The organism is Alexandriicola marinus (assembly GCF_004000435.1).
Taxonomy (GTDB): Bacteria; Pseudomonadota; Alphaproteobacteria; order Rhodobacterales; family Rhodobacteraceae; genus Alexandriicola; species Alexandriicola marinus.
The window spans coordinates 1-12,773 of sequence record NZ_RBVZ01000004.1 but is presented as its reverse complement, the minus strand read 5'-3'; the positions used below and the strand labels follow the sequence as shown (position 1 = coordinate 12,773).

The 12,773-nt window shown below is 65.4% G+C and carries 10 protein-coding genes; 2 read left to right on the top strand and 8 right to left on the bottom strand.

Features of this window, described 5'->3' with window-relative positions:
* Positions 1-3: 3 nt before the first annotated feature.
* Positions 4-1,440 carry an aspartate kinase gene (locus tag EP376_RS14185; RefSeq protein WP_127656273.1) on the top strand — a complete coding sequence of 479 codons (1,437 nt, stop codon included), beginning with the start codon at positions 4-6 and terminating at the stop codon, positions 1,438-1,440.
* A gap of 103 nt (positions 1,441-1,543) precedes the next feature.
* Here the strand turns inward: EP376_RS14185 and EP376_RS14180 are convergent, their stop codons facing one another.
* The 7 genes from EP376_RS14180 to EP376_RS14150 form a co-directional block, all read right to left on the bottom strand.
* Entirely contained in the window at positions 1,544-3,637 is a 2,094-nt protein-coding gene (locus EP376_RS14180) for a molybdopterin cofactor-binding domain-containing protein (protein WP_127656272.1), read from the bottom strand.
* Positions 3,634-4,110, bottom strand: a complete 477-nt coding sequence (locus EP376_RS14175; protein WP_127656271.1) for a (2Fe-2S)-binding protein — start codon at positions 4,108-4,110, stop codon at positions 3,634-3,636. The genes EP376_RS14180 and EP376_RS14175 overlap by 4 nt, the downstream gene beginning before the upstream one ends.
* Before the next feature lie 16 nt (positions 4,111-4,126).
* Positions 4,127-5,404, bottom strand: a complete 1,278-nt coding sequence (locus EP376_RS14170) for an ABC transporter ATP-binding protein (protein ID WP_203330942.1) — start codon at positions 5,402-5,404, stop codon at positions 4,127-4,129.
* Positions 5,401-6,648, bottom strand: coding sequence for an ABC transporter ATP-binding protein (locus EP376_RS14165; protein ID WP_127656270.1), 1,248 nt, complete (start codon positions 6,646-6,648; stop codon positions 5,401-5,403). The genes EP376_RS14170 and EP376_RS14165 overlap by 4 nt, the downstream gene beginning before the upstream one ends.
* Positions 6,645-7,556 (bottom strand): ABC transporter permease, encoded by a 912-nt coding sequence (locus tag EP376_RS14160; protein ID WP_127656269.1) that lies wholly within the window; start codon positions 7,554-7,556, stop codon positions 6,645-6,647. Before EP376_RS14160 ends, EP376_RS14165 begins: the two co-directional genes overlap by 4 nt.
* Before the next feature lie 3 nt (positions 7,557-7,559).
* Entirely contained in the window at positions 7,560-8,573 is a 1,014-nt protein-coding gene (locus tag EP376_RS14155; RefSeq protein ID WP_127656268.1) for an ABC transporter permease, read from the bottom strand.
* Positions 8,574-8,678: 105 nt separating this feature from the next.
* The gene (locus EP376_RS14150) at positions 8,679-10,331 is read right to left on the bottom strand and encodes an ABC transporter substrate-binding protein (RefSeq protein WP_164744940.1); all 1,653 of its coding nucleotides are present in this window, start codon (positions 10,329-10,331) and stop codon (positions 8,679-8,681) included.
* Positions 10,332-10,595: 264 nt separating this feature from the next.
* Here EP376_RS14150 and EP376_RS14145 point away from each other — a divergent pair, with 264 nt between their 5' ends.
* The gene (locus EP376_RS14145) at positions 10,596-11,552 is read left to right on the top strand and encodes an amidohydrolase family protein (protein WP_127656266.1); all 957 of its coding nucleotides are present in this window, start codon (positions 10,596-10,598) and stop codon (positions 11,550-11,552) included.
* Here the strand turns inward: EP376_RS14145 and EP376_RS14140 are convergent.
* Positions 11,520-12,578 (bottom strand): LacI family DNA-binding transcriptional regulator, encoded by a 1,059-nt coding sequence (locus EP376_RS14140; RefSeq protein ID WP_127656265.1) that lies wholly within the window; start codon positions 12,576-12,578, stop codon positions 11,520-11,522. The genes EP376_RS14145 and EP376_RS14140 overlap by 33 nt on opposite strands.
* Positions 12,579-12,773: the final 195 nt, after the last annotated feature.

Genomic DNA, 12,773 nt, shown 5'->3' with positions numbered 1-12,773 from the left:
ACCGTGACACGCACCGGACATACGGTCGAAAAGATCGGCGGCACCTCGATGAGCCGCCTGCGCGAATTGCGCGACACGCTCCTGATCGGGGAGCGGGAGGGGGATGCGCTTTATAACCGCATCTTCGTGGTCTCTGCCTTCGGCGGGATCACGGACCTTCTTCTCGAGCACAAGAAGTCGGGCCAGCCGGGCGTCTATGGGCTGTTTGCCAATGATGACAACGATCATGGCTGGCTTGACGCGCTGAGCAAGGTCGCGACCGCGATGTCCGACATCCATGCGACCGTTCTGGAAAGCGATGGCGACCGGCAGATGGCCGACGAATTCGTCCGCGACCGGATCGAGGGCGCGCGGTCCTGCCTGTTCGATCTGCAGCGGCTGTGTTCCTACGGACATTTCCGGCTCGCCGATCACATGGGCGTCACGCGAGAGCTGTTGTCGGGCCTGGGCGAGGCGCATTCCGCCTTTGTCGCGACGCTGCTGTTGCAACGGTCGGGCGTGAACGCGCGCTTTGTCGATCTGAGCGGCTGGCGGGACGACACGGTCTGCAACCTGCGCGAACGTATCGGTCACTGGCTCGACTCCATAGACCTGAGCGCCGAATTGCCCATCGTGACCGGATATGCCCAATGCAGCGAAGGGCTTATGAAGGAATATGACCGGGGCTATTCCGAGGTGACCTTCGCCAATATCTCGGCCCATACCGGCGCGGAGGAGGCGATCATCCACAAGGAATTCCACCTGTCTTCCGCCGATCCCAAGCTTGTCGGCCCGGATGCCGTGCGCAAGCTTGGCCACACGAATTATGACGTGGCCGATCAGCTGTCGAACATGGGGATGGAGGCGATCCATCCGAACGCGGCCAAGATTCTGCGCCGTTCGGCCATCCCGCTGAGGGTGACGAATGCGTTCGATCCCGGCGATCCGGGCACGTTGATCGACGATCAGCCGGCCGAGACACCGGGGGTCGAGATTGTGACAGGGTTGGACGTGGTCGCGCTTGAAGTGTTCGAACAGGACATGGTGGGCGTAAAGGGTTATGACGCCACGATCCTCGATGTGCTCAAGCGGCACAATGTGTGGATCGTCTCGAAAAGCTCGAACGCCAATACGATCACCCATTACGTTCACGCTTCGCTCAAGACCGTGAAACGGGTCGTGAACGATCTCGAGACCGCCTTTCCTTCGGCAGAGGTCGGTGCCCGTTCAATCGCGATCGTCTCGGCGATCGGGCGGGATCTTTGCGGGGTGAAGCCACTTAGCCGGGGCCTCAGGGCGCTGGAAGAGGCCGGGATAGACGTGATCGCGGCGCATCAGACCTCGCGCAACGTCGACGTGCAATTTGCCGTGCCGCGCGATGCATCCGACAGCGCGGTGGCGCGGCTTCACGAGGCGCTGATCGGCAAGGAAGAAACGAACCTCAAGGTCGTCGCCGCCTGACGCTTTGGTCGGAACCGGTTCAGGCGGCAAGAATTATGGCCGGTCCCGGATAACGGGATCGGCCATTTGATGTTCTCGGTGCGCGTCGCCCGACGGCGATCGATTATGCCTCCGACACAGCCGCGATGATCCTTTCGCGCGTGATCGGCAGGTCGCGGATCGGCACGCCGATCATCCGTTGCACCGCGTTGCCCACCGCGGCAGAGGCGGGCCCTGCCACGGCCTCGGCGCAGCCATAGGGCGGGTCTTCGGGGCGGTGGATCAGGGCGGTTTCGATCTGCGGCACTTCGGAGAACCTCAGGATCGGATAATCCTCCCAGCTTTCCGCGGCCACGCGGGCGCCGTCGAGGGGGACCGCTTCCTTCAATGTCCAGCTCAGCGCCTGAATGATGCCGCCCTCGATCTGGTTGCGGGCACCATCGGGGTGGATCACCTCACCGGTATCGACGGCGGCGCGCACGCGGGTGACACGGATATCGTCGCCGAGTTCGATCTCGGCCAGCACGCCGGCCCAAGCCGCCACGTTCTTGTAGCGCGCAAGCCCGATGCCCCATGACCGGTCGGGTTCTTCGGTTCCGATGATATCGGCCCCGATCTCGCGCAGCTTTTCCAGAACGGTGCGGGCGCGGGTGTCCTCAAGGCTTGCAAGACGGCCATCGAACGGATCGAGGCCTTCGGCCATCAATGCCGCCTCGACGCCGGTTTCGATTGCAAAGACGTTGAGCTGGCCGCCAAGCGCGCGCAACGCCGAGGTGCGCCACGGCAGGTCATCGACCAGCTTGCGCTCCACCAGTGCGGGGGCGGCATAGATCGGGCGGGCGTTCCGCGCGGCCCCGTTGCCGCGGTTCGCGGGCAGGTCGGGGGCGGGCGGGAAGGGCGTGCCTCCCTCGATCATGGCGCCGGCGCGCAGATAGACATGCCCGGCGGTTCCCGGCCGGGTCGAATGCGGCGGGCTCGTGACACTGACGCGGGCCGCCGACAGGTGGCCATCCTCCATCCACAGGCGCACGCGGGTCGCCATGGCGGCACCCAACGGCGCGGTGCGGAATTCCGTCGCGCGCGACCAGACAAGCCGGACGGGGTGGCCCGGCACGGCCCGGGCCAGAAGTGCGGCATCCAGCGCCACGTCATCGGCGCCGTTATGCCCATAGCAGCCCGGCCCCGGCGTGTGGATCACGCGGATCGCGTCTTGCGGCAGGTCGAGCACGCGCGCCATCGCATCGCGAAGCGGATAGACGCCCTGGCTGTGCGACCAGACGGTCAGGCCATCGTCGCCCCATTGGGCCATGGCGGCGGACGGGCCCATCGGCGCATGGCTCAGGAACGGACGACGGCAGGTGATGTCGATCACGGGTTCGGAGCTGGGCAGGCCCGCCTCCGGCACCTCGAGCTGTTCCATCTCGGCCGTGCTGGCCTCCAGCAGGGAATGCGGGTCAGACGGCACAATGGGCAGGCCCTCCCACTCGAGCCGCGCCTCGAACCACGCGGCCGCGCTGTCGGCGGCGGCGGAGGTTTCGGCCACCAGCCCGAGGAAGTTGCCATCCCGAACGGCGGCCACAACGCCGGGCCGTGCCTCGAGAGGGGCGAGATCGAGTGCGTCGGGCAGTCGCGCGGCCATCGAGGGCGGGGCGAATACCCGACCATGGAGCAGCCCCTCGGGCGACAGATCATGGACGAAAGGCGCGCCGGTCAGGCGCGCGCGCAGATCATGGCGCGACGTGTCGTCGGCATCGAGTGGCTGGCCCAGCGGGGCCGCATGATCGACGACGGGCACATCCAGATCGACCCGGGTCGCGAGCACGGGCAGGGTCAGCCCGGTATCGACCCCGGCCTCCAGCACCGCGCCGTCGATCACGGCGAGCCGACCGGCCTCGGTATTCAGCTGTCGCCCGGCCTCGGCCAGACACAGAACCCGCGCTGCCGAGGTGGCCGCGCGCAGGGCCGCGCCGCCCTGCGTCATCGACAGGCTGCCGGCGGTGACGCCTTCGTTGGGGCTGGCGCCGGTATCGGGGCCGGTGATCGTCAGCCGCTCGACCGGCAGGCCCAGTTCCCATGCCGCGATCCGCAACATCGCGGCCTGCACGCCCTGACCAAGTTCGGCCCGGCCCGTGCGCACGGCAAAGCCGTCCCCGTCGGGGCGCACCCAGTCCGAGACGAGCGGTGCGGTTTCCAGCCCCGGGGGCAGTTTCGCGCTCATGTCGCAACTCCCATCTCGCGGGCGGCATCCATGATGGCATCGAGGATGCGCGCATGGGCGCCACAGCGGCACAGATTGCCGTCGAGTTCTTGCGCCACGCGGGCGCGGTCGACGGGTTCGCCACGATCCAGCAGGGCGCGGGCCCGCATCAGGATGCCGGGCAGGCAATAGCCGCATTGCCCCGCCTGATGATCGAGAAAGGCCGTCAGCAGGGGGTGATCGCCGTCGGGACCGGCCAGCCCTTCGGCGGTGCGGACCTCCTGTCCGGCCACGTCGGCCAGGGGCAGGGTGCAGGAAAATCGTGCCGTTCCGTCGACGATGACGGTGCAGGCGCCGCAGCCCTCGGAACCGCAGCCAAATCGCGTGGACTTGAGGCCCAGATCCTCGCGCAGCGCGGACAGAAGGGGAAGGCCGGGATCGGCCGTCACCTCGACCGCCTTGCCGTTGACTGTGAATGCGACCGTGTCGGCCATGTCGTCTGCCTTTCCTTTACTGCCCACCGCGCCCCAGAACGCAGGCCGCCTGATGGCCTTCGCCCCGGTCGGTGAGGCTGACCTCTTCGGTCTCTCGGAACCGGATGTTGACGGTCTTGCCGTTCAGATCAAGGGTCTCTGTCGCCGTCCGCATCGCCAGCGGCACGCGGTCGGATCCGAGTGCGGCGTGAAGCGCCGCGGCCGCGGTCTCGTCGGCGAATGTCAGGCCGGCCTCGAGATCGGTCTTGCGGGCCACGCCCTGAAGGCTCTGGAACAGAGTCTCGTCAGCTTCGAGCAGGCGGACGATGTCATCGACCTCCCACCCGCAATCGGGCGTCGCCACGGGGCAGCGCGTATGAAACCGGCAGCCCTTTGGCGGGCGCGCCGGGTCGGGGACCACCCCTTCGAGCGTTGCGATCGGCACCGAGGGGTCGTCGTCCAGATCGGGCTTCGCGGCGAGCAGAGCCTTTGTGTAGGGGTGCGCCGCATTGCCGAAAATCGTTTCGGTCGGGCCCTGTTCGACCACGCGGCCCAGATACATCGTCACCGTGCGGTCGGCCATGTGGCGCACGACCGACAGATCATGTGTCACGAAAAGATAGGCGAGGTGGCGATGCTTTTGCAGATCCCACAGCAGGTTGAGGATCTGCGCCTGAACCGACACGTCCAGCGCCGAGGTCGGCTCGTCCAGCACGATCAGTTCGGGATCGAGCGCAAGTGCCCGCGCGATCGAGATGCGCTGCCGCTGCCCGCCGGAAAACTGGTGCGGATAGCGATAGAGATGCTGCCGCCCAAGGCCCACCTGTTCGAGCAGTTCGACGACCCGTTCCGTCAGCTCCGACCCCGAGGCCTCGTTATAGACGCGCAGAGGCCGGCCAATGCAGTCGATCACCAGTTCGCGCGGGTTCAGAGAGGCGAAATTGTCCTGAAACACCATTTGAGTATTGCGCCGGTAGGTCCGGTATCTGTCGCGCGGCATGGCATCGATCCGGTCTTCCTGACCCAGCGGACCGCCCCGGCCCGTGTCAAAGAGGATCTCGCCGGAGGTGGGCGTGGTCAGCCCCGCCACGCATTGCGAGAGGGTCGTCTTGCCACAGCCCGACTCGCCCACGAGGCCCACCGTCTCGCCGCGCCGGATATCGAAGCTTACGCCATCGACGGCGCGGACATGCCCCACGGTCGATTGCAGGATGCCTTCGCGGATCGGGAAATGCTTGCACAGGTTGCGCACCGACAGGAGGGTGTCACCCGCCTTGCGCTGCGCAGACTTCTCGGACAGGCGTTGCTGCATCATGTTGTGGACGCCTCGCTGGTTGCCGGGGCGGCCGTCTGCCCCGTTTTTTCAAGGAAACAGACCGACTGGTGGCCCGGGGCCACTTCCCGCGCAACCGGATTGGCCCGGGTGCATTCGGCCATGACATGGGCGCAGCGGTCTGCAAAGCGGCAGCCCGGCGGCGGATCGACCAGCTCCGGCACGCTGCCGGGGATCGAGGCAAGATGCCCGCGGCCGGTGCCGGCGCGGGGCACGGCGGCAATCAGGCCCTGTGTGTACGGATGGCGCGGATCGGCAAAGACCTGGGCCACGGTGCCGATCTCGGCGATGCGGCCCGCATACATCACCGCCACACGGTCGCAGACCCTGCGCACGAGGCTCAGGTCGTGCGAGATGTACAGGACACTCGTCCGCCGCTTGCGTTGCAGCGTCTTGATCAGGTCGAGGATGCGGGCCTGGATCGTCACGTCGAGCGCGGTGGTGGGCTCGTCCGCGATGATCAGGTCCGGATCGCAGGCCAGCGCCTGTGCAATCATCACCCGCTGACGCATGCCCCCCGACAATTCGTGCGGATAGGCGCGCATCACGCGGGCCGGGTTGGGGATCTGTGTCTCGGCCAATGCGGCCGCCACATGGGCATCGAGTGCCGCATCGAGTTTCGCGGCCGCCGACGACAGCGGCGGCAGCCCCTTGAGCCGCCGGTCGAGCCAGCGGTCCTCTTCGCGGGCCATGCGGCGCAGGGCATTGGCCTGCCAGCCGGTTTCCTCGGGCGAGACGCCGGCCTCGGCCAGAAGCGCCTCGCTCCGGTGTTGCAGGAACACTTCGGCCAGCTGCGCGCCGATGGTCAGCGTGGGGTTCAGCGCCTTGCCGGGATCCTGAAAGATCATGGCGATCCGGGCGCCCCGAATGGCGCGCATCGGCTTTGGCGGCAGGGTCAGCAGATCGACGGTTTCGGTGCCCGTCCTGCCGCAGGCCTCGCAGCCTTCGCCCGCGCAATCGGGGCAGGGGGCTCCGCCACGGGGGCGGAACAGGACCCGTCCGCCCGCGATCTTGGCCGGCGGGCGCGGGATCAGGTTCAGAAAGGCGCGGCCGGTGACGGATTTGCCGCAGCCCGTCTCGCCGACAAGGCCCAGCATCTCGCCATCGCGGATCTGGAAGCCGACCCCGTCGACGGCGTGAACGTTGCCACGCTTGCTGTCGAATTGCACCCTCAGGTCACGCACTTCGGCGATGACCGGGGCTTTTGGCATGTCGTGAGCGGTCATCTCTTGCCCTCCGTTCTGGGATCGAGCGCGTCGCGCAGCCCGTCGCCCACAAGGTTGAAGGCCAGCGCCCAGAGAAAGATCATCAGCCCCGGAAAAGTCGAGGCCCACCAGCGGCCCGACGCGATGCCGGCCTGACCTTCTGAGACCAGAACGCCCCATTCGGCGATGCCCGATTCCGACAGCCCGATGAAGCTGAGCGTGGCGCCGACGAGGACGATGTTGCCCATGTCGAGCGTGGCCTGAACCGCGATCGGGGTCGAAGCATTGGGCAGGATATCCCGGCGGAAGATGTTGAACCGGCTGTCGCCCATCACGCGGGCGGCCTGCACGTAGTCGGATTGCCGGATCAGGATGATCTGCGCGCGCATGATCCGGGCGTATTTCACCCAGAACACGATACAGAGCGACAGGATGATATTGGTGAAGCTCGGGCCGAGGATCGCGGCCACGGCCAGCGCGAAGATCAGTTCCGGGATCGACAGGAAGATGTCGACGACCCGCATCAGCGCCTCGTCGATCCAGCCGCCGACGATGCCCGCGATCGATCCGATGACCACCCCGATCACCACGGTGACCGACACGACGATCAGCGACATCTGGAGCGACGACCGGCTGCCCCAGACCACGCCGTAGAGCACGTCGCCCCCCTGGTTGGTGGTGCCCAAGGGGTGCCCCGGCGTGCCCGGCGGCATCCGGGTCGCGCCCCAGTCGCGCGGCATCTGGTAGGGATCGGGAATATTGGGCGGCATCAGATAGGGCGCAAAGATCGCCATGCCCAGAAGCAGGATGATGATGATCATGCCGAGCGCGGTGGTCGGGTTTGTCATCAGCGAACGGAGCACTTCGCCCTGACGGCGCAGTCGGACTTTGGCGGCGCTTTCGGAAAGGATCGGGTCTGTCATGGCCATGGATCAGTCTCCCAGTCGGACGCGGGGGTCCAGCTTGGCGTAGATGATGTCGACGATGAGGTTGGCGAAGAGGAACAGGACCGAGGTGAACAGCACATAGGTCATGATCGTCGCCTGATCGCCGCGCACGACGGCATCCGCCATCCAGCGGCCAAGGCCCGGCCAGCGGTAGATGATCTCGGCCGCGATGGCGCCCTGCATCAGAAAGGCGATGGTCAGGCCGATCACCGTGATCGTCGGCACAAGCGCGTTGCGCCGTGCGTGCCGTTTCAGAACCAGCCGTTCCGGCAGGCCCTTGGCGCGGGCTGCGTCGACGTAATCCTGTTGAAGCTCCTCGACCAGCGCCGAGCGCATCATCCGGGTGATGATCGCCACCGCGCCGAAGCCCAGCGTGATCGAGGGCAGGAACAGGTGCCACAGTGCATCGAGGAAGGCCTGAACATTGCCTGCAAGGATCGCGTCCAGTGTATAGAAGCCCGTCGGATGCGGGATCGAGGCCCAGAGATCGGCCGTCGACCGGCCCACGGGGAACCAGCCGAGGTTGGCCCAGAACACGATCAGAAGCACGATCCCGAACCAGAACAGCGGCAGCGACGCACCCGACACGGCAACGACCCGCGTCAGGTGATCCTGCCAGCGGTTGCGCCGCGTGCCCGCAAAGACCCCGAGCCAGAGCCCCAGCCAGACCGCGACGATGGCCGAAAAGACCGACAATTCCATGGTGGCCGCGAATTTCGGCCAGAAGACCTCGGACACCGGGGCGGAGGCCACGCCGGAATAGCCAAAATCACCCGACAGCGCGCCCTTGAGCCAATACCAGTACTGAACGACCAGCGGTTCGTTCAGGTGGAACCGTTCTTCGAGGGCGGCGACTTCATCCGCGTTCATCTCGTGGCTGAGATAGACGCCGATTGGCGATCCGCCGATCCGGGTCAGTGCAAAGACGACGATCGAGACGCCGAAAATCAGGACGGGCAGGATCATGAGCCGCCGAACGATATAGTCGCGTAGCTGCATAACACCTCCGGTGTGGAGCAGGGTGAAGGATCAGATCGTGGTGTATGTCGTCGTAATGACCGGCCCGTCGGGGCCGGTCATTCGGTCGCCTTTGTCGGGCGGCGTTCAGCCGTCGGACTTGTCGAGGATTGCGAAGTTGATCGACGGGCGCGGCCAGAGCGGCTGAAGCACCATGCCGTCGATATCCTCGCGATAGGCCGTGACCGCCCCTTCCTGCGCGCCGATTATCCACATCGGATCGTCATAGAGCAGGGCCTGAACCTCGCCCACGAGATCGGCGCGGACATCGCGATCCAGCTCGACCGCGATCCGGTCGATCAGGTCGGCGATCTGGTCGGGGTTTTCATAGGCGTTGCGGAAGCCATGGATCTCGCCCCATTCGCCATCGGGATGGGCATAGGTCGTGAGGTAATCGATCGGGTCGGCCGCAGGATCGCCGTTCTTGGCCCACATCGCATAGTTGACCGTTTCCGAGGCGATCGCCTCGTCAAATACGGCCTCGGCCACGCCAAGCACGTTGATCCGCATGTTGGGGTTCAGCCGTTCGATGCTGTCCTTGAGGATCAGGCACTGAATTTCGAACAGCGATCCGGATTCGACGACCACAGTCGCGGTGAAACCCGCGTCCCAGACGCCGGCTTCGCGGAACAGGCGTTCGGCCTCTTCGAGGTTCTGCTCGGCATAGACGGGTGCGTCGGGATCATAGCCGAAGACGCCGATCGGCACGTAATGCGGGTTGATGTCGCCGAACCCGGCCAGCGCGCCCTGCAGGAAGGCGGTGTAGTCGAAGGCATGGTTGAACGCCTTGCGGATGCGCACATCGGCAAAGAAATCCTCCGGGATCGTGTCACCCTCGGGAAGCGCGCCTTCGGGCACGTTCATGTTGAAGCCGATATGCAGCGGCTCGAGCAGGAGCCCTTCGGAGTAGATTTCCACCCCTTCGGCACCTTCGAGGTCGGCCACATAGGACGGATCGGTCTCGATCGTGTCGAATTCACCGGCCCGCAGACCAAGCACGCGGACATCGGGGTCGAGGCCGAATTCAAGCCGCACATCGTCATTGGCGGGCGTGCCCCAATAGTCGGGATTGACGCGCAGCGTCATGTTCTCGGTCCGGTTCCAGCTTTCGAACGTGTAGGGGCCGGTGCCGATCATGTTGCCGGCCAGAAGGCCGTTCGATTCGCCGTCACCCTCCGCACCGGCGGCCTCGACGGCCTCCTGGCTGACGACCGAGGCGGTCATCGTCAGAACGGCGGAGTAAAGGAAACTCGCGTCGATGCCGTTGAGCGTGACCTGAAACGTGTAGTCGTCGATCACGCGGGTTTCGGCTACGCGCTCGGACAGGATCTCATAGCCCGATCCCGGCAATTCGAGGTCGATGACCCGATCCCACGAGAATTTCACATCATGGGCGGTGAAGGGCGATCCGTCGTGGAACGCGATCCCTTCGCGCAGCGGGAAGGTGTAGGTCAGCCCGTCTTCCGAGATCAGGCCGTTCTCGACACTGGGCACTTCGGTCGCCAGCGCCGGGATCAGCTCGGACGATCCCGCCCCCACGGTCAGAAGCCGGTCATAGACGTGGAAGATGACCGATTCGCCGCCTTCGCCCGGTTCGACTTCGGCCGGGTCGAGCGTCGCGGGTTCCTCGTCCGCACCATGCACGATCGTTTCCTGTGCAAGGGCCGCAGTCGACATCGCGCCCGTCATGAGCGCGGCAACGATCGCCACCCTTGAAGTAACCGTGAATCTTTTTGTCATTGTCATCCTCCCGTTGGTGTGTCGGAGCCCGAGGATACAAAGCAGCGTTTCCCGGACCCACATGCCTGCCGTCTGCGTCCCCGATCCAGTGGCTGCGAAACGGCATGCAACAGCGCGCCAGCTGAGCCAGTCTCATCTTGTTGGCGGATGATTTGCGGCTCTCGGCAAACGTTTGCATAGACAGGCTGCTACAAGACAGGATATCTGTCAAGACAGCAACGGCCTCCTCAGGCAGCAGTCAAAAATGGCATAAGGAACAATGGGATGGACGACAAACCTACAGTGATCGCGGTCGAAGAGCACTTCATGGAATCATCGCTTGCGCAGTATCTCGGCAAGGCGGCGTCACCACCGGCTTTCGTGTCGGACCGGCTTTACGATTTCGAAGAGCTTCGGATCGCCGAAATGGATGCCGCGGGTGTCGACATGCAGGTCCTGTCGCACCAGTCGCCGGGCAGTCAGCGGCTGCCCGATGACATCGCCGTAGAGGCCTGCCTCAACGTCAACGATGCGCTGGCCGCGGTGATCGCCCGGCATCCGGACAGGTTCGCGGGGTTTGCCATGCTGCCCACCAACCTGCCCGCGCAGGCGGCCGACGAACTGACCCGCGCGGTCGAGGAGAAGGGTCTGAAAGGCGCGCTGATTCACGGGATGAACCATGGCGAATTCTTCGATCTGCCGCGATACTGGCCGATCTTTGCCCGGGCCGAGGCGCTGGGTGTGCCGGTCTATGTGCATCCCGGATTGCCCGACAAGACGGTGACGGAACGCTATTATGCGCCCTATGATGCCAGCCATTCGATGATGACCAAGGCCGCTTGGGGTTTTGGCGTCGAGACCGGGACACAGGCCGTTCGGCTGATCCTGTCGGGGCTGTTCGAGAAACATCCCGACCTCAAGATCCTGCTGGGTCATCTGGGCGAGGCGATCCCGTTCTGGCTTGACCGGATCGACGAGTCCTTTGCGCGGCCGGGCAATCCGCCCTCGCATTTCGCAGACGTGTTCCGCCGCAACTTCTGGATCACGACAAGCGGCTTCTTTTCCGATCCCGCGCTGCGCTGCTGCCTTGAGCAGGTCTCGCATGACCGGATCCTCTTCGCGGTGGATTATCCCTATGCCAGCTCGAAGGACGGGGTCGACTGGCTGTCGAAGATGGACATCGATGACGGCCTGAAGGCGCAGATCTTCTCAGGCAACGCCCGCACGCTGCTCGGGCTCTGAGTGCGCGGCCCGGGGCGCGGCGACGCTGCCCCGGAACACCGCTTCGACCGGCAGGATGATCCGGGTCTCGCCTTTGCTTTCGGGTTCTTCGATCAGGCGGATCACCAGTTCCGCGCTCCGCCGGCCCGCCGTCTGCTTGTCGACGCGGACGGTCGTCAGGCCCGGCGGGATCAGCCGCAGGAAATCGTAGTCGTTGAAGCCGGTGACCGAGACATCCTCGGGGCAGGACAGGCCCATTTCGCGGATCGCCTCGAAGGCGCCAAGGGCGAGCCGGTCGTTGGCGGCGAGGATCGCGGTGGGCGGCCGGGCCAGCGACAAGAGCGCCTCTGCGCAGCGTCGGCCCTCTTCTTCGTTGAGCCGGGTGGCCCGTGCGATATGGTATTCGGGCACCTCGAGGCCAAAGCTGGACGCCGCGGCCCGGAATGCCGCCAGCCGGTCGATCCCGGTCGACAATTGTTCGGGGCCCGCGATATGGGCGATCTCCCGGTGCCCGGCCTCCACCAGATGCGCCACCATCCGCGCGATCCCGTCCGCGTCGTCATTGACGATGGCCGGGATGTCCGGGTCTTCGAGCGCCCGGTTCACCGTCACGAGCGGAACGCCCGCGCGCCGGATTTCGTCAAGGACCGGATCGTCGCGTTCGACGGCGGCATGGATGATCCCGTCGACCCCACGCTCCAGCAGAACGCCGACCTGTCCCTGTTCGCGGTCGCGGCGGCTGTCGGTATTGACGATGATCGAGACATAGCCCAGCGGCTCGATCACCTTTTCGATGCCGCGCACGATGGGCGGAAACAGCGGGTTGGTGATATCGGGGATCACGACGCCGATCGTCTTGGTCCGCTTCGTGCGCAGCCCGGCGGCCAGACGGTTGGGCCGGTATCCCATGCGCACCGCCGCCTCGTTCACCTTCTGCACCACCTGGTCGGTCAGCGCCGATCGTGCACGCGGGTCAAGCGCCCGGCTCACGGTTGACACGTGAAAGCCCGTTTCACGGGCGATGTCCTTCAAGGTCACAGACGGCACGTCGGTCGTCTCCTGTCTTGTCAGGGGGCCTCTGGCGGGCCCCGGTCCGGGCTTTGCATCATGCTTTGCCGCAAGATAGCCGGGCCGCGCGGCTTCGACAAATGCTGACGGGATTGTGCACGATTTTCCCGGACTGTGTGTCTCAGATGATCAGTCCTCTCGGTTCTTTGATCACCGTTGCATAATGTTTGCAGA

Bases quoted from the DNA above. Each gene is read 5' to 3' on its own strand.
- EP376_RS14175 (WP_127656271.1), bottom strand. From the start codon at position 4,110: ATGGCCGACACGGTCGCATTCACAGTCAACGGCAAGGCGGTCGAGGTG.
- EP376_RS14165 (WP_127656270.1), bottom strand. From the start codon at position 6,648: ATGACCGCTCACGACATGCCAAAAGCCCCGGTCATCGCCGAAGTGCGT.
- EP376_RS14150 (WP_164744940.1), bottom strand. From the start codon at position 10,331: ATGACAAAAAGATTCACGGTTACTTCAAGGGTGGCGATCGTTGCCGCG.
- EP376_RS14160 (WP_127656269.1), bottom strand. From the start codon at position 7,556: ATGGCCATGACAGACCCGATCCTTTCCGAAAGCGCCGCCAAAGTCCGA.
- EP376_RS14145 (WP_127656266.1), top strand. From the start codon at position 10,596: ATGGACGACAAACCTACAGTGATCGCGGTCGAAGAGCACTTCATGGAA.
- EP376_RS14180 (WP_127656272.1), bottom strand. From the start codon at position 3,637: ATGAGCGCGAAACTGCCCCCGGGGCTGGAAACCGCACCGCTCGTCTCG.
- EP376_RS14170 (WP_203330942.1), bottom strand. From the start codon at position 5,404: ATGATGCAGCAACGCCTGTCCGAGAAGTCTGCGCAGCGCAAGGCGGGT.
- EP376_RS14155 (WP_127656268.1), bottom strand. From the start codon at position 8,573: ATGCAGCTACGCGACTATATCGTTCGGCGGCTCATGATCCTGCCCGTC.